Genomic DNA, 16,670 nt, shown 5'->3' on the forward strand with positions numbered 1-16,670 from the left:
CTAAACACAGGGCTCTGACCACACCGCGATTTCATTACAGGTGCTTGACACGTCGTTTAACTTCTTCTTGTTTGCCAAAATTAAACGGTCTCGCATCGGGACTGCCTAAATAGCCACAAACACGTCGTGTTACCGACACCTTAGTTGAATCATGATTGCCACAGCTTGGGCAAGTAAAACCCTTACTGGTGCAATCAAATTCGCCATTGTATCCACATTCGTAACATTCATCGATTGGCGTGTTAGTACCATAGTAAGGCACGCGACTGTAGCTATAATCCCAAACGTTTTCTAACGCTTCAATATTGCGCTGCATATTTGGGAATTCACCGTAACAAATAAACCCGCCACTCGATACTGGTGGGTATGGCATCTCAAAATCAATCTTATCGTACGGATTGACTTTTTTCTCAACGTCTAAGTGAAAGCTGTTGGTGTAATAACCTTTATCAGTTACGCCTTTAATGACACCATATTCTTTGGTATCAATTCGGCAAAAACGACTGCACAAGTTTTCACTCGGTGTACCATACAAGCTATAGCCATAACCAGACTCTTTCGTCCATTGATCAACCTTGCTTTTTAGGTACTTAACGATGTCGATCGCTTTTTGGCGTAATTCAGCATCATCGTAAACGTGCGACTCATTGCCAAACAATGCATTTATGGTTTCATGGATACCAATATAACCGAGCGAAATCGATGCACGTCCATTTTTAAAGATATTGGCGATCGACTCATCTTCTTTAAGCCGAACACCACACGCGCCTTCCATATACAAAATTGGGGCGACGCGAGCTTTGACGTTTTCTAATCTAGAAATCCGCGTTTCAAGGGCTCGACGTGCTAAGTCTAACTTTTCATCAAGCAGTGTATAAAATGCCTGTTCATCACGGTTAGCAGCCAACGCGATACGTGGCAAGTTGAGACTCACCACCCCTAGGTTATTTCGCCCCTCATGTATTAGCTCACCATTTTCTTCATAAGTACCTAAGAAACTGCGACATCCCATTGGGGTTTTAAATGATCCGGTGATCTCAACCACTTTGTCATAATTAAGAATGTCTGGGTACATACGTTTAGAAGCACACTCAAGCGCCAGCTGTTTGATGTCGTAATTGGGATCTTTTGGTTTATGATTTAAACCCGCTTTAATGCCAAAAACTAACTTAGGAAACACCGCTGTTTTGCGATTTTTACCTAATCCCGCAATACGGTTTTTCAAGATCGACTGTTGAATTAGACGCGATGCCCAACTGGTACCTAGGCCAAAACCAAAAGTGACAAAAGGCGTTTGCCCGTTCGCGGTATGCAGCGTATTCACTTCATATTCTAAGGATTGGAAAGCATCAAAACACTCTTTCTCGGTGCGAGCCTTTGCAAATGCTTGTGCATTGGGAATATCCCACTCTTGAGCAATACTAAGATGTTTCTCAAAGCTTGACTCTACATAAGGTTCAAGAACTTCATCAATCCGGTTGATGGTCGTTCCGCCATAGATATGGCTAGCAACTTGTGCAATGATTTGCGCCGTTACGGCCGTGGCGGTCGAAATTGATTTAGGTGTGTCAATTTCAGCGTTACCCATCTTAAAACCATGCGTTAGCATTCCCTTCAAATCAATAAGCATGCAGTTAAACATTGGGAAGAACGGCGCGTAGTCTAAATCGTGGTAGTGAATATCACCCAACTCATGCGCTTGGACGATATCACGCGGTAAAATGTGTGTTTTCGCGTAGTGCTTCGCAACGATACCAGCTAACAAGTCACGTTGAGTTGGGATCACTTTGCCATCTTTATTGGCATTTTCATTGATGAGGTCAACATTGCTCTCTTCAATCAAGCCTTCGATTTCGCGCGTCAAAGTACTTTGTTTTTCACGTGCAATATCTCTGTCATGACGGTATTCGATATATGAGCGTGCTAGTGACTTATACGGCCCTTGCATAAGCTCGTTTTCAACCAGAGTTTGGATTTCGATGATGTGTACTTCATCGTGATCTTTTAGCTGCAACTCCACCGCAAGCGCAACATTAAGCGCATAGATTGCGATTTCATTGTCGACGTGCTCAGCTGCAGATTCGACAGCAGCTTGAATGCGATCCCTGCTAAATGGCGCCCTAGAGCCATCACGCTTGATTACGATTGGTTTCACCTTTTCTCCTTACCCCAGCATACTCACAGAGTTATCCACAAACACACTATATAGGGCGATTTATAATTCAACTGACACTATATATTGTGGCGTATTAAACGAAATGACACACAGATTGGTATTGATTTCGATCAATAAAAGGAGAGCCTCGCTCAAGAACAAATCGATCTTAGTGGTACTGATCTCAGATAAAAAGAAATTGATGTAAATTAGAAAAATGCTGGCTATTCCACTTGATTTTTGTAGACATCTTATAAGATAAAGGCTTCAACTCTATTCACGGATTTACCTTATGTTGTGCGTTAGAAAATGGTCGTTCTACTTGGTCTTTTGCTTATTACTGCCTTTTAAAGCGATAGGTTTTAGTTCATTCAATTATTCAACTTGGAACCTAGAGTGGCTCAGTAGTACTCCCTCATCAAAGTTCACGGCTTCACAACGCAGTGATGCCGACTATCAGGCCTTGCGCCATCACTTTCAACGCACTGAAAGTGACATCATTGCTTTTCAAGAAGTTAACGACGCCGAGGCGCTGCGCAGAGTGATCGGTAACGACTATCGTTTATTCTTCTCAGATCGCTCTCATCCTGACAATCGTCACCGTCAGTTTACCGATATCAATCAATTTACTGGAATTGCGGTTCGCCATGGAATCAGTGTGAGTGATAAACCAGACCTAAAGCTCGACAAAGAATCCAACAGCCGTTTGCGCTTCGCGGCGTACGTTGTCGTGGCGCCTGAAAGTAACCAGCCGTTACACGTGCTCTCCGTCCATTTAAAGGCGCGTTGTTCGGGGGCTTATAAAGCCAATGCCGCGTGTCGAAAACTAAAGCAACAAGGCCAAGCACTCAATCGGTGGATCCAACAACGTGAAGTCGCCAATCAGCGCTATCTTATACTCGGCGACTTCAATCACAATCTCAGCTATCCAAGTGACTGGTTGTGGCAAGAGATAACGCAAGGCAGCTCTGCGCTATTGGCTACCAAGTCGACCCAAGCAGTATGTAAAGTTCGCTCACGCAAACAACCCAATAAGACACATCAATTTCGTTCACTCATCGATCATGTGATTACCAGTCATCAACTAACCACCAAGAATGTTAGCCAAGTGGCGTATCAAACCCCAGATCTGTTTAAGTATCAACTCAGCGATCACTGCCCGATCCGCTTTACTTTGTAAGCGGTTGGTTTAATAGTTAGGTCATTAATTTAATAGATAAGCAATTGAAAGCATGATTAAAAAGCCCCGTCTCGATTACGGGGCTTTTTATGATTGGCTACAACTCGAAACGCTTACGCATTGCGACATAGTAAAGAATGGGTATCACTAGCAACGTCAGTACGGTTGAGACAAAAATACCGAAGATCAAACTTATGGCTAAGCCATTGAAAATAGGATCATCGAGAATAAACCCTGCGCCAATCATTGCCGCCAGCGCAGTCAACATAATAGGTTTTGCCCGCACTGCGGCCGATTGAATAACCGCTTCAGCAAACTCAACACCCTCGGCAACCTGCTGGTTAATAAAATCTACCAACAAAATCGAGTTGCGCACAATAATACCCGCCAGCGCAATCATGCCGATCATTGATGTGGCGGTAAACTGCGCGCCGAGCAACGCATGCCCTGGCATAACGCCTATAATGGTCAACGGTATTGGCGCCATTATAATCAGTGGCACTAAGTAAGATTTAAATTGTGCGACGACCAACAGATAAATAAGTACCATACCCACTGCATAGGCGATGCCCATATCTCTGAAGGTATCGTAGGTAATGGTCCACTCCCCATCCCACAAGACCGAAACCCCTTCTAATCCATCGGGCTGATTGATGTAGTACTGCTCAACATCCATCTGACTATCAAGCGCACTGCCGATATTAAACATGCCATACAGTGGGCTATCCACCGAGCCAGACATATCACCAACCACCATGATCATTGGAACCATGTTTTTATGCACGATATAGTCATCCATGCGCGTTTGCCGTACGGTGACCAAGTCAGACAAAGGATAAGCTTGACCACTTTGGCTGCCTACTTTCATGTTTAAAATTTGCTCCAAACGGACTTTGGCACTCTCACTTGCTTGCAGTTGAATCGGTACTGGGTATTTGCTGTGTTCGCTGTGCAGGTAGCTGACAGGTTTACCACCGACTGCCGTCGCCAACGCGTCCACAACCGATGCGTACGAAACTTGTAGGTGCGCAGCTTTACTGCGGTCAATCAACACCTGCCATTTCTGATGAACCTCGGGCAAGTACATATCAACATCAACAATGTCATCAGTTGCTCGAAATATTTGCCGAATCTCGCGTGCAGCTTGGCTGCGAATCTCTGGGGTTGGGCCATACACTTCAGCTAAAATTGGCGACCACACAGGTGGCCCAGGGGGCACTTCAACCACTTTAACTTTGCCGGCAAACTTTTGTGCTACTTGATTGAGCACAGGTCTGATGGCAGCGGCAATCTCATGACTGTCACGCTCACGTTCTTTGCGACTCACAAGATTAACTTGAATATCACCTTGGTGAGATTGGTCACGAGTAAAATAGTGACGAACCAAGCCGTTGAAATTGATCGGTGCAGCAGTACCAGCGTAGATTTGATAGTTGGTCACTTCTGGTACTTGGTTTAGCTTAGTACCCATTTCAAATAACACTCGCTGAGTGCGCTCTAACGAGGTCCCTTCGGGCATATCAAGCACCACTTGGAACTCAGATTTATTATCAAATGGCAGCATTTTCAACACCACCGCTTGCATCACAGGCAACATGATCGAGCCTGCAATCAAAGCCAGAACCGCTAGCAGTAACATAAAACGGTTTCGTCCTTGAGCTTTCGCCGTAACAAAGGGCGCCATCATGGTATGAAAAACTGAATTCGCCTGAGTTTGTGGTTTGTGCGGTGATGGCTTCAACACGTGGCTTGCCAACCAAGGAGAGACGACAAATGCCACGATTAAGGAGATAAGCATCCCCATCGAGGCGTTAATTGGAATAGGACTCATATAAGGCCCCATCAAGCCGCTCACGAAAGCCATTGGTAATAGCGCAGCAATCACAGTGAATGTGGCTAAAATGGTTGGCCCACCCACCTCATCGACCGCGCTAGGAATTAATTCTTTGAGTTTTGCCTTACCAAGCGACATATGTCGGTGGATATTTTCCACCACGACAATCGCATCATCGACCAATATTCCTATAGAGAAGATAAGCGCGAACAACGAAACGCGGTTTAAAGTAAATCCCCATGCCCATGACGCGAAAAGCGTGATCATTAAGGTAACAACAATCGCAAAACCGACCACGAACGCCTCACGCCAGCCCATAGTCAGTATCACCAAAATCACCACCGCGGCAGTGGCAAACGCGAGCTTACCAATCAGCGTATTACTTTTATCGGCCGCTGTTTTACCGTAGTCACGGGTAATTTCAATATCGATACCATCAGGGATTAATTGATTTTCCAAATCAAGCAGGCGCGCTTCAATCGCCTTAGCAACATCTACCGCATTTTCGCCCGCCTTTTTGGCAATCGCAATCGTCACGGCGGGGTAGATGTTCTGTTTATCACTGGTCCAAACGTTTTGAGTAGGAGTGTTGGCGCCGAGCTTAACCTCAGCAACATCTTGCAAATAAACCGGGGCGTTATTATGCAGACCAACGACCAGCTGGTTGACTTCTGCCACCTGAGTTATAAATTGACCGACTTGCACTGGAAAGGTCTGATTGTCATGAGTAAGGCGCAACATAGGTGAACGGGTATTCGCCGCAGGAAGGTGTTGATTGAGTTGGTCTATAGTAATGCCAAAGCTGTTCATTTTGACCGGATCAAGCCTAACATCAACAATGGAATTATGACTTCCTATGGTATAGATATCACGCGTACCTTGAATACGTTTAAGTTCGGTTTCTAGCCCGTGAGCCACTTGAGTCAATTGTTGCTGGTCAAGTGCGCCGTTTCTGTCGCTTAAAGTGAGACTGACAATCGGCACATCTTCGATGCCTTTCGGTTTTATGATCGGCTCTCCAACCCCAACACCTTTAGGCATCCAGTCTTTATTTGAATAGAGTTTGTTGTAGATACGCACCACGGCATCGTTACGGCTAACACCCACCTCAAAGATAGCGACAATCATCGCACCGTCAGGCTGGGAGAAAGAGTACAGTTTATCGATACCTTGAATTTCTGAAATGATCTGCTCTGCAGGTGTGGTCACTAAACTTGCTACTTCTTGAGGTGAAGCACCAGGAAAGGGAATATACACATCGGCAAAAGTCACATCGATTTGAGGCTCTTCTTCTTTGGGTGTCACCATCACGGCAAATAAACCCATCAAAAGACCCACTAAGGCCAGTAAAGGCGTCATGGCTGAGTTTTGAAAGGCCGCTGCAATGCGACCCGAGATACCGAGTCGATTGTCCATAATTACTCTCCCTCAACAGTTAGAGCTAGCGTTGCAATAACATCGCCCTCTTCAAGGCCTGAAAGAACTTCGACATATTCGCCATACACCTGACCTAAGCGCACTGGATTCAAAACTTGTGCTTGGTTATCGATTCGATAAACCGAACTTAATTCGCCACGGCGCACCACCGCCGACTCCGGAATCACCAACGTCTGCTTCACACCATAACGAAAAGCCGTTTTCACCCACATGCCCGGTGCCAGTGACTCAATACTCTCGGGTAAAGACAAACGAATTTTAAAGGTATGCGATTGAGGATCGGCGTAACTAAATAGATTGAAATGGGTTGGGGATATTTCAATACCATCTGCAGAGACAACATCAAATTGATCAATGCTTTGCACTTTGCCTTGATAACGTTGAGGTATCTCGGTTTCGACTCGAAGTAAGTTAAGTCCAAAACCGCTTAATAATGGTGTCCCTGGCGCAACGGTTTCACCCAATTCAACGTGGCGCTTAGTGACAATGCCATCGTAAGGCGCGCTAATATTGGTATAGCCTAAAGACTCCTTCGCTTGAGCAACATTGGCCCCAGCAGATGTCACCGCCGCAGCTGCGCTGCGAGCACGCGCTTGCGCACTGTCCATTTGATCTTGGGAAATGGCCCCTTTAGGAAACAGCTGTTTATAACGCTTTAATTGTGCCTGCGCTTCGTTGTTTTGTGCAACAGCACTTAACAACTGCGCCTCGGCCGCGTCAAGGGACGCTGATTGTTGAACGGCGCTGATTTCTAGTAGTACCGCGCCTTGTTTAACATAGTCATTAACATCGACATACAGACCGACAACTCGGCCTGACGTTTGCGCCGCTACCGTGCCTTGATTCACTGGCTGAACAACACCGTCGAGATGAATAATCTGCGAAAGTGGCTCCAAACTGACGGTGTATCGCTGATCGGTTTGCTGAGCATTGACACTCATTGCCGTCGCACACGCAACGGCAACACTCCAACTTATCATGTTCATTACCACCACTCCCTGTTTCGATTCATTTCATCCATGATAGACACTACGCGGTTTGCGTTTGTGACTTGCGACTATCTTTCATACTAATCAATAAGTTTGTCACTCCGAGACCTACCATCATGCTAGCAAAGAAGATCCAAACCCCAATATTGCCTAGCGCCAAGCTTGACATTGCAGGTCCAGGACAAATGCCTGCTAATCCCCAACCTAAGCCAAAAATTGCGGCACCGCTGACTAAACGTGCGTCTATACGTGTTTTTTTAGCTAAACAAAACTCATCCGCGACTACTGGTGCTTGTAACGGCTTGATGAGAAGAAAATAGGCTGGCATATAGATCACTAACGCCCCGCCCATCACAAAGGCCAAGCTTGGGTCCCAGGCGCCTGCGACGTCTAAAAAGCCCAAGACTTTATTAGGGTCAGCCATGCCTGAAATAATCATCCCTAGACCAAACAAGAAACCGGTAAATAAAGCGGTTAAGCGGAAAATTAACTTGTTCATTTGATTTCTCACTACGGGTTAAACTAGGTGAAAACGGACAAATACCGTCATGGCGGCGACTATCATAAAGATCATGGTTGCGATGATGGAGCGACGCGATAAACGCCCTATTCCACAAATACCGTGGCCGCTTGTGCAGCCATTACCTAAACGGGTGCCAATACCAACCAGTAAACCTGCCGCACCGAGTACCCAGACACTGCTATCAAAGCTTGTAGGTATTTCACTAGCAAACACAGACACACCGATAACCCCACCAAGCACCATGCCGAGCGAAAACAATAAACGCCACGCAAAGTCTGAAGTTCTAGGCGTCAATAACCCAGTCATAATGCCGCTAATACCTGCGATCTTACCGTTTAGCAACAACAATAGGGTCGCTGAGACTCCTAATAACATGCCTCCTGCTAATGATTCCCAAGGAATGGTGAAAGCCATAACTACCTCTAACTGAACAAAAATTTAACCACAAAATGTGGACTGTAAATTGTGAATAAGCTGAACGACACGCTCATCGTCCAACGAATAGAAAACTTGCTGCGATTCTTTGCGCGATTTGATTAACCCATGCTTGCGCAGTACGGTAAGATGCTGAGAAAACGCCGACTGACTTAACACCGAACTGGTCTGTAAAGCGCCTACCCCAACTTCTCCTTCAGTCAACTGACACAACACCATCAATCGCTCTGGATGAGCCATTACTTTCAACAAATCAGCTGCTTCGACGGCTTTATTTTGCATCTCCGCAATATTAACTGCCTGATCTTTCATGACTCACCTCAGCTTAAATAGATACATTAGATAATACTAAACAAGAAATTTTAGTCAACTCTAATTTAGCATCAATGAAATTAGACAAATTAACATTAGACTTTTCTAATTTATAACCCTATAGTGATCAGCAGCAGAGGAAATAGAGACATAAGGAGAACGTTATGACGCTTGAAAATGCAATTCGAGTATTGGCTGGAAGTATGGTACTTATCTCAGTCATTTTGACATTTACCGTGCATAGTAACTTTGTGTGGTTGACTGTTTTTGTTGGCGTTAATCTGATTCAGAGTGCATTCACAGGGATTTGCCCGGCAGTCTATTTTCTTAAAAAGTTAGGTTTCCAATAACGGAGTTATAAATGACTAAGATTGTTATCGTTGGCGGCGTCGCAGGTGGCGCCTCAGCAGCAGCTCGTGCTCGTCGTTTAAGTGAAGACGCGCAAATTATCATGTTCGAACGTGGCCCGTTTGTTTCTTTTGCAAATTGCGGATTGCCCTATCACATAGGTGGCGACATTCAAGATCGCAGTAAATTATTGCTGCAAACACCAGAGAGCTTTTTGGCACGCTTTAACGTCGATGTGCGTGTCATGAACGAAGTGGTTAGCATTGATCGTCACAACAAATCGGTAACCATTAAAAACCTCCTTGATGGCAGTGAATACACTGAAAGCTATGATTTTTTGCTTCTTAGTCCAGGTGCAGGCCCTATCGTGCCACCAATCCCTGGCTTAGATAATCCGCTGACACACTCACTGCGTAACATTCCTGATATGGATCGCATCATCCAAACAATTCAAATCAATAAACCTGAGCATGCGACGGTTGTCGGCGGTGGTTTTATCGGTTTGGAGATGATGGAAGCTTTTCACCAGCTTGGGATTAAAACCACGTTATTAGAAATGGCTGACCAAGTAATGACACCTGTCGACCGCGAAATGGCAGGCTTTGCACACGCCGAGATTAAAGCAAAAGGCATTGATTTACGTCTATCTACTGCACTTAAGTCGGTTGAATTCAAACCAACAACATCAATTGCAAGTATGGATTCAGGGCAAGAAGATCATCAACATATCAACGGTGAGTTAGAGTTGACACTAAGCAGTGGTGATACATTAACCACTGATATCCTTATTATGGCCATTGGTGTCCGTCCTGAAACTAAACTCGCTAAAGAGGCTGGGTTACAAATCGGCGAACTCGGCGGTATTTGGACTAACGACTCTATGCAAACCAGCGACGCTTCAATTTATGCCGTCGGAGATGCAATTGAAGAAAAAGACTTTGTAACCAATAAGCAAACCCTTGTCCCGCTGGCTGGTCCTGCCAACCGTCAGGGTCGAATGGCCGCAGATAATATGTTTGGTCGCAACGAAAGCTATCAAGGAACGCAAGGGACGGCAATTTGTAAGATCTTCGACATCGCTGTTGCCTCGACAGGTAAGAACGAGAAACAACTCAAGCGTGATGGTGTTGAATTCGAAAAAGTCTACGTCCACACAGCCAGTCATGCAAGCTACTACCCTGGCGCAGAGATCGTATCGTTGAAAATGCTGTTCGATCCAAAAACAGGTAAGATTTTAGGAGCACAAGCTGTCGGTAAAGATGGAATCGATAAACGCATCGACGTGATGGCAGTGGCCCAACGAGCGGGCATGACAGTCGAGCAGCTTCAACACTTAGAGCTCACTTACGCGCCGCCGTATGGCAGTGCTAAAGATGTGATCAACCAAGCGGCGTTTGTTGCGAATAACATCATCAAAGGTGACGCTACACCAATTCATTTTGATGAAATGGATTCACTCACTGAAGAGCAAGTGCTGCTCGATGTACGTAACCCAGGCGAGCTTGAAAGCGTTGGTTTCATTAAGGATGCGATTAACATTCCGGTCGACCAGTTACGTCAGCGAATGGACGAACTGCCAAAAGACAAAGAGATTATTATCTACTGCCAGGTAGGTTTACGCGGTAACGTTGCTTACCGTCAATTGGTAAACAACGGCTTTAAGGCTCGTAATTTGATAGGCGGTTATCGTACTTACAAGTTTGCTAAGATGTAGTGAGTATTCGGTAATTTGCAATAGCCAGCATAATTTGTGCTGGCTATTTTAATTGATATGACTTGTGACTGATTTACCCCAGAAAGCAATATTGCCACAACGAGGGATTTTTACTGAAGACCGCCCTTACCCACTCAATGATTCGTCTAAAAACCACTTCCGACATTGAAGTAGATAGCATCCTCATCGCTACTTCTCGCGTAATCCATACCTATATGTAGACCATATCGTCGGGCAATTTGATAACGAAAACCCACACCGCCAGCTTGTACAGAATCACTGGTTGCATCATCATGATCATTGATCGCTTCGCCGATACCGTAAAAGGCAGAAACCTTCCAACGATGATCAATGCTGTAGGTAATTTGGCTTTGCACGGTGCTAATTTCATCACCTTGATAGCGAAAAGAAGAGACGCCACGTAACTTAACATAAGGTTTTGATGTTGGGGTCACTTGCGTATCTTTTTCTTTAAAATATTGGTAGTTACCCGCCAAACCTAAAGTCCACTTGGGCGCTAATGGAACAAAGCCTTGTCCATCAAAATTGAAATGATCGTAATTATAATCACTGCCCAACGCTTCGTCATAAATCATATAGTCAGCGCTTAATTGGAAGCCTTTGGTTGGGTAGAACATGTTATCTCGCGTATCGTAATCAACCAGTAAGCCTAACCCTGACGAAACCGCTTCATCACCAAGCGCATACTGCATTATTTTTGACACGATCTCGTTATCTGACTCGACGCTAGAAACTGCGGCAACCTGTTTAACGCCCAACATCAGTGGCGTATTCGCAACACGGAACTGCACCTGTTGCATTAAAGCGGCGACTTTAGTTTTGGTACCAAATGATAGTGTGGTATCAAAAGAGGGTAAAAATGGAGGCAGACCATCAAAAGAGAGGTTTTTGTAAATATCGATATTGGCTACGCCAAGGCCACCACCACCGGTATAACGAATAGAATCACCGTTCCAAGAACGACGGTGTCCACCAAAAGCAAACCAAGTACCATTTTCAGTACCGATCGCCCCAACTAGGCTCATTGCAGCAGGAACAAGCTGTGCACCGCCATCAATCGCGGACAATGCCGCTTGCTTGCGTTGTTGCTTTTCTTCTTCCGTTTCATGAAGGAACAGCCCTACGATACCACCGCCATAACCGACCGCTGGTTCAGTGATAATAACTGGAACGGGTAAAAATCCGACTGCTTTTTCGGCCATGTACTCACCAAGGTCAAAACGCTGGTCTACAGGATCCGTAAATGAAACATCACTAGCATAGGACGCAAAAGAACTTAACACTGTAAGCATGGCGATCGATTTGATTTTCACAGTTATCTCTCTAAAAAAGAGCCGGATGATTAATCCGGCGAAATATTGCATCCCTGCGTAGGACATAAAAATGTAAAACACTTTTGCTTGAGGCAATCGCCTGCAACAGGGACATAATAGTTTCTATCTATGAAATTCTATAATCGCTTATGAAGGATCAAAACCTCCGTTTTCGCATTTGCTCAACGTAATGATAAAGTACTTTAAGAACCGATTTTTTTATATCCATTAACTGTTTCGAATGCAATGACCACAATGACACGCCAAATTTAAACCCTTCGATTAACTCTGACACTTTGAGGATTTCAATTTTATCGGTAGCATAGTCAGATTCGGTTAGCATTTTTGGTAATAGCGACCAGCCCAAGTCCTCACCGACCAACTTAATCACCAGTGCAAGTTGATCGACTTCCTCATACTCAGAGCTGAGCAACACCTTTTGCTTCATACCTTCTTCGACGAAAGAGCGCAGGATAAACTGACGTGAATTGGCCATTGCAGCGCGTGTTTTATCTGTTGGTATCTCTGAATATTTGCCATTACGTTTCACAAAGGGCACAAATTCGATATGGCCGAGAAAAGTCGAGTCAAAACTATGCATGGCTTTACTATCATGGCTATTGACGATGCCAAAATGAATATTCCCCTCTTCCATGCCCTTTATAATTTCGGCTTTACCACGAACTAAAAAATTGACACGCATAAGGGGAAAGTCTTGTGCAAGTTGGGTTCTTAAGTCGGAGAGTACCTTATGTGGAACAAAGCTAGGATATGCAATGGTAACACTCTCTAGACCGCCATAAGAGAGGCTCAAGGCAACTTTATCTAAAGTACGGGCTTGCTCGATGGTCTGCTTGGCGTAATGGTACAACAGCTCTCCATCTTCTGTCGGTACAACAGAGCGTCCAATACGTTCAAACAAGGTTACGGCGAGTTGGTCTTCGAGGTTAGTCACTACTTGACCAATGGTCGTTCTGTGCTTATTCAGCTTGACTGCTGCTTTACTAAAAGAAAGTTCATCATAGACGGCAACGAAAGCGAGGAGTTGTTCTAAGCTAAAATTCATAATATTCAATACCGAGCAAATTATGGGGCCTACAAGTAGTTTAGCGTAAATTCTTCACCGCTAATAATCAATACGTTAGCGCGGAATCGTTACCAATACTAGTAGCAGGTGACCGATAAAAACAAACCCGCTGTCAATAAGCGGGTTTGTTTACTAAATTTACTTGCGATCAATGTTACTTGTATTCAATGACTCTCGCAACGTAGCGGAATGAACCTGAATCACCAAAGTAATCCTTATAAAGGTCTACTGAAAAGAAGGCCGGTTTATCTTGATCAATACGATTTGCAATTTCATCACTGAGTTTATCTAAGTTATTGTTCAGTGAGTATATATGGAATTTGTCGATTTTCTCTAACCCCAATTCCTTAGCTTTATGTCGACTGATATAAGTTTCTGCGTATACATCGATAACATAACCACTGTAAGTCACTTCTTCATAACTCGCATCGAAATCGACTTGGATAAAACCTTGTTCAGCGATGGGAGTTTGCAGCGTAGCCATCTCAGCGTCTAGCTGTGAACGATCTTGTTTAAGCGTACCTGCCACCACTGTGGTAGAAAGAATCGATAATAAAGAGAGCGTAATTATTATTTTTTTCATGATTTTACCTTTTAAAATGGGACTTCTTGCGTCCAAGGCGTTGAACCTTGAGCTTTGTTGTAACCGTAGTGATATAGCGAATTCATATAGTTTTGATCGAACATCTGTTTGGTCGTTTTTGTAGCTGATGCATCATCAGCGATGTAAGTAAACTGGAGATCGAAATCTTGTATTTCGCTGTAATACATCATGCGATACAAATCACCTCGACTTTGTAAGGTAGTCATTGACTTAAGAGTACGGCTAAGTAAGTTGACGCCTTTATCTTCAACAGTCTCATACGGCATTTTGAACACGCCATTTCTAACTACATGAACCTGAGGCTTTTTCTTGAGGCCTAATGCTTGGTTAATTTTCTTAAAGTCGATATCTGCAGCTTGAAGGAACATTTGAGCCGATAGACCTCCGTCCACATGTAATTCTTCTAAGTTTTGGCCTTTGTAATTGACATCAATAAACTGCGGTGGAAATACACCAGGAATGGACGAACTCGCCGCGAGTATTTGGTGGATTAATTCAACCTTGTGTTCAGAATCGCTTGCGGCTATCTGACCTAAGTTCCAGATCACTAATTCGTCAGAGTCAAATTGCGTCGTTCCAATCAAGATACGTCGACCCTTCTTATGCTCGATGGCAATCTTCTCGATTAGCTCCTCGTCATACACTTTTGCGATATATGACATAAAGCTGTCACCTTTGGAAAAAGCATCTTTAAAAATGGCATTTAAAAAGTTTTTCTTGCCGAGCAACATTTTGTCATCCAATCCCAAAATAGTATTTTTCAATTTAGGAATTTCTTCACCACCGACAAAGACAAATGGTGCCATCAGTGCCCCGGCACTAATACCGGTTACGATTGAGTAGTCATCCAATTTATCTTGCTCATACAAACCATTTATGAAACCCACACCAAAGGCACCATTGGCACCGCCTCCTGAAAGAACCATCACATTTAATTGATCGCCAGTAACACGGATTGGTGTAGTTTGTGTCTCTTCTGAATAAAGGTATTGAGTACCATCGCCCATCCAAGTTCTCATTGGTTCTGCGGTCGGGTTATGCGCTTCAATTGGCAGTGATACTTGGCGGTAGTTGTCTTCCGTCACCCGCGTTTCAATTTGGTGAGCAGTTGAAGTACAACCCGCAAGTACTGCAACAATAGAAAAAGTCGTCAAAATCGTCTGAATTTTTTTCATTGTGTCTTCTTAGTTCGTCACCAAAATGAGGTGAGTTGGTTACTGTATGCGCTTATTTTAAGCTGTAGTTGGCACAGACATAACTCACATATGTAGGGTTTCACCCTTCAATCATTATCCAAACCAATAACTTTCACTCGCTATGATTATTCAGGTAAAGGTAATGTCTTGATGACACACTGTGAGCATGGTTTAACTTTTATCGAAGTTAAAGTTGACCTTGATGGCGCTGTGCAGCGCTTATATAAGACGGTCGTCATGTTGATGAGTTACTAAAGCTGCGCCCAAAAGGTGAACAACAAGCAAAGGCGGTACTAAAAAATCGTCAACACAACAATATCAAGATCGTTGGTTTTCTACTGGTTATATTATTTCCGCTGATATTGAATTGTATTGAGTAATGATGGGGCCGCTAGGCGACTTTCTTAGGCTCAAAGTCATGTGTAGGTTCTACAAATTCCCCCTGACCAAGTACGGTTTGCAGTTCCCACTCATCGCAATCTTGAGTAATTTCTAATACACCGTAAACCGCATTATTGGTATGACGGAAAGCAGGTACTGGAGACATGCCTTTCACCAAACAAGCAGTAAATACCGAAGTGATTAAATCACCAACGCCAACAGGTGCTTTGTCAAACTCAAGTTCAGGACGTTGAACAAGATAACAGGCTTTTGGCGTAGCAAGTAGAGCACTGAAAACACCTTCAGCCAATGAGTGTAGATGCTTGACTAGAATCAGTTTTGGCCCCATTTCAATTGCCTGCTTGCAGGCGGTTATAACATCATAAATAGAGGTTATTTTTACACCTGTCAGCTCACTAAGTTCGAATTGATTGGGTACAATAACATCCGCTATAGGCAAGAGCTTCGTTTTGATTTCATCCGTCACACCTTGTGGCACGATACACCCTTTGTCTGGGTCGCCCATGACAGGATCACATACATAAATCGCAGAATGATTTTTTTCTTTCACTCTAAGTACGGCATCAGCCACAGCTTGACATTGCTGCGCGCTACCTAAGTAACCGGAAATAACCGCGTCACAATTACCTAGCTGGCCAATATTATCCAAACCATTTATTAAGGTATGAATATCATCAGCTGAAAAACGTTGTCCACTCCAACCTTGCTGATACTGAGTATGATTCGAATATTGCACCGTATTTATAGGCCAAGCCTCTAGGCCCATTCTTTGAATAGGAAATACAGCTGAACTGTTTCCTGCATGTCCATAAACGACATGACTTTGAATCGAAAGTATACCTTTCATAATTTTCTCAAATAATAATATTAACCTCAGCAATCATATCGGACTTTTTTTTTGTTAAGTACTCGCTAATGTAGGATAGCGTCATCAGTAGCCGTTTAACTGGTATTTTTCAACTGTTCATCGCTGTGCAATTAAACCAAATTAAAATACAAAGTGACGTCCACCCCATAAAAAAGTGACCATGATCACATGACATGACAAATTAACAGCAACTATACAAAGTGTATTAAAAAATATGCCATTAAGTGACTATAATGGTGTCGGTGCAGATGA

At 44.0% G+C, this 16,670-nt stretch carries 14 protein-coding genes; 3 read left to right on the forward strand and 11 right to left on the reverse strand.

Translation table 11 applies throughout. The annotated features are described in order from the left end of the window. Positions 1-34: 34 nt before the first annotated feature. Complete coding sequence (nrdD, locus tag BS19_RS16060; protein WP_038176651.1) at positions 35-2,155, reverse strand: anaerobic ribonucleoside-triphosphate reductase; 2,121 nt, start codon at positions 2,153-2,155, stop codon at positions 35-37. A 292-nt stretch (positions 2,156-2,447) separates the two neighbouring features. Here nrdD and BS19_RS16065 point away from each other — a divergent pair, with 292 nt between their 5' ends. After that, complete coding sequence (locus BS19_RS16065) at positions 2,448-3,335, forward strand: endonuclease/exonuclease/phosphatase family protein (protein ID WP_038176653.1); 888 nt, start codon at positions 2,448-2,450, stop codon at positions 3,333-3,335. A gap of 97 nt (positions 3,336-3,432) precedes the next feature. On the opposite strand, the gene BS19_RS16070 is transcribed toward BS19_RS16065, so the two are convergent. From BS19_RS16070 to BS19_RS16090, 5 genes are read right to left on the reverse strand one after another with little or no spacing between them, the layout of a single operon-like run. Beyond that, on the reverse strand, positions 3,433-6,585 hold the full coding sequence (locus BS19_RS16070; protein WP_038176655.1) for an efflux RND transporter permease subunit: 3,153 nt from the start codon (positions 6,583-6,585) through the stop codon (positions 3,433-3,435). A 2-nt stretch (positions 6,586-6,587) separates the two neighbouring features. Beyond that, on the reverse strand, positions 6,588-7,592 hold the full coding sequence (locus BS19_RS16075) for an efflux RND transporter periplasmic adaptor subunit (RefSeq protein ID WP_038176657.1): 1,005 nt from the start codon (positions 7,590-7,592) through the stop codon (positions 6,588-6,590). A 43-nt stretch (positions 7,593-7,635) separates the two neighbouring features. Further along, positions 7,636-8,094, reverse strand: coding sequence for a YeeE/YedE family protein (locus BS19_RS16080; RefSeq protein ID WP_038176659.1), 459 nt, complete (start codon positions 8,092-8,094; stop codon positions 7,636-7,638). Positions 8,095-8,112: 18 nt separating this feature from the next. Then, positions 8,113-8,532, reverse strand: a complete 420-nt coding sequence (locus BS19_RS16085; protein ID WP_038176660.1) for a YeeE/YedE family protein — start codon at positions 8,530-8,532, stop codon at positions 8,113-8,115. A 24-nt stretch (positions 8,533-8,556) separates the two neighbouring features. Beyond that, complete coding sequence (locus BS19_RS16090; RefSeq protein ID WP_038176661.1) at positions 8,557-8,865, reverse strand: ArsR/SmtB family transcription factor; 309 nt, start codon at positions 8,863-8,865, stop codon at positions 8,557-8,559. 164 nt (positions 8,866-9,029) lie between these two features. Here BS19_RS16090 and BS19_RS16095 point away from each other — a divergent pair, with 164 nt between their 5' ends. Further along, on the forward strand, positions 9,030-9,215 hold the full coding sequence (locus BS19_RS16095) for a YgaP family membrane protein (RefSeq protein ID WP_038176663.1): 186 nt from the start codon (positions 9,030-9,032) through the stop codon (positions 9,213-9,215). An 11-nt stretch (positions 9,216-9,226) separates the two neighbouring features. Further along, positions 9,227-10,927, forward strand: a complete 1,701-nt coding sequence (locus tag BS19_RS16100; protein ID WP_038176665.1) for an FAD-dependent oxidoreductase — start codon at positions 9,227-9,229, stop codon at positions 10,925-10,927. Between the two features lie 146 nt (positions 10,928-11,073). On the opposite strand, the gene BS19_RS16105 is transcribed toward BS19_RS16100, so the two are convergent. The 5 genes from BS19_RS16105 to pdxY all read right to left on the reverse strand — a co-directional run bounded on the left by BS19_RS16105 (position 11,074) and on the right by pdxY (position 16,397). After that, a complete protein-coding gene (locus tag BS19_RS16105) occupies positions 11,074-12,240 on the reverse strand; it encodes a BamA/TamA family outer membrane protein (protein ID WP_051686569.1) in 1,167 nt (388 codons plus the stop codon). A gap of 178 nt (positions 12,241-12,418) precedes the next feature. Then, positions 12,419-13,327, reverse strand: a complete 909-nt coding sequence (locus BS19_RS16110; protein WP_038176666.1) for a LysR family transcriptional regulator — start codon at positions 13,325-13,327, stop codon at positions 12,419-12,421. A 175-nt stretch (positions 13,328-13,502) separates the two neighbouring features. Further along, the gene (locus BS19_RS16115; RefSeq protein WP_038176668.1) at positions 13,503-13,931 is read right to left on the reverse strand and encodes a hypothetical protein; all 429 of its coding nucleotides are present in this window, start codon (positions 13,929-13,931) and stop codon (positions 13,503-13,505) included. Between the two features lie 11 nt (positions 13,932-13,942). Beyond that, complete coding sequence (locus BS19_RS16120; protein ID WP_038176669.1) at positions 13,943-15,127, reverse strand: patatin-like phospholipase family protein; 1,185 nt, start codon at positions 15,125-15,127, stop codon at positions 13,943-13,945. A 412-nt stretch (positions 15,128-15,539) separates the two neighbouring features. Next, the gene (pdxY, locus tag BS19_RS16125) at positions 15,540-16,397 is read right to left on the reverse strand and encodes a pyridoxal kinase PdxY (protein ID WP_038176671.1); all 858 of its coding nucleotides are present in this window, start codon (positions 16,395-16,397) and stop codon (positions 15,540-15,542) included. Between the last annotated feature and the right edge of the window lie 273 nt (positions 16,398-16,670).

The organism is Vibrio pacinii DSM 19139 (assembly GCF_000711795.1).
GTDB classification, from domain to species: Bacteria; Pseudomonadota; Gammaproteobacteria; order Enterobacterales; family Vibrionaceae; genus Vibrio; species Vibrio pacinii.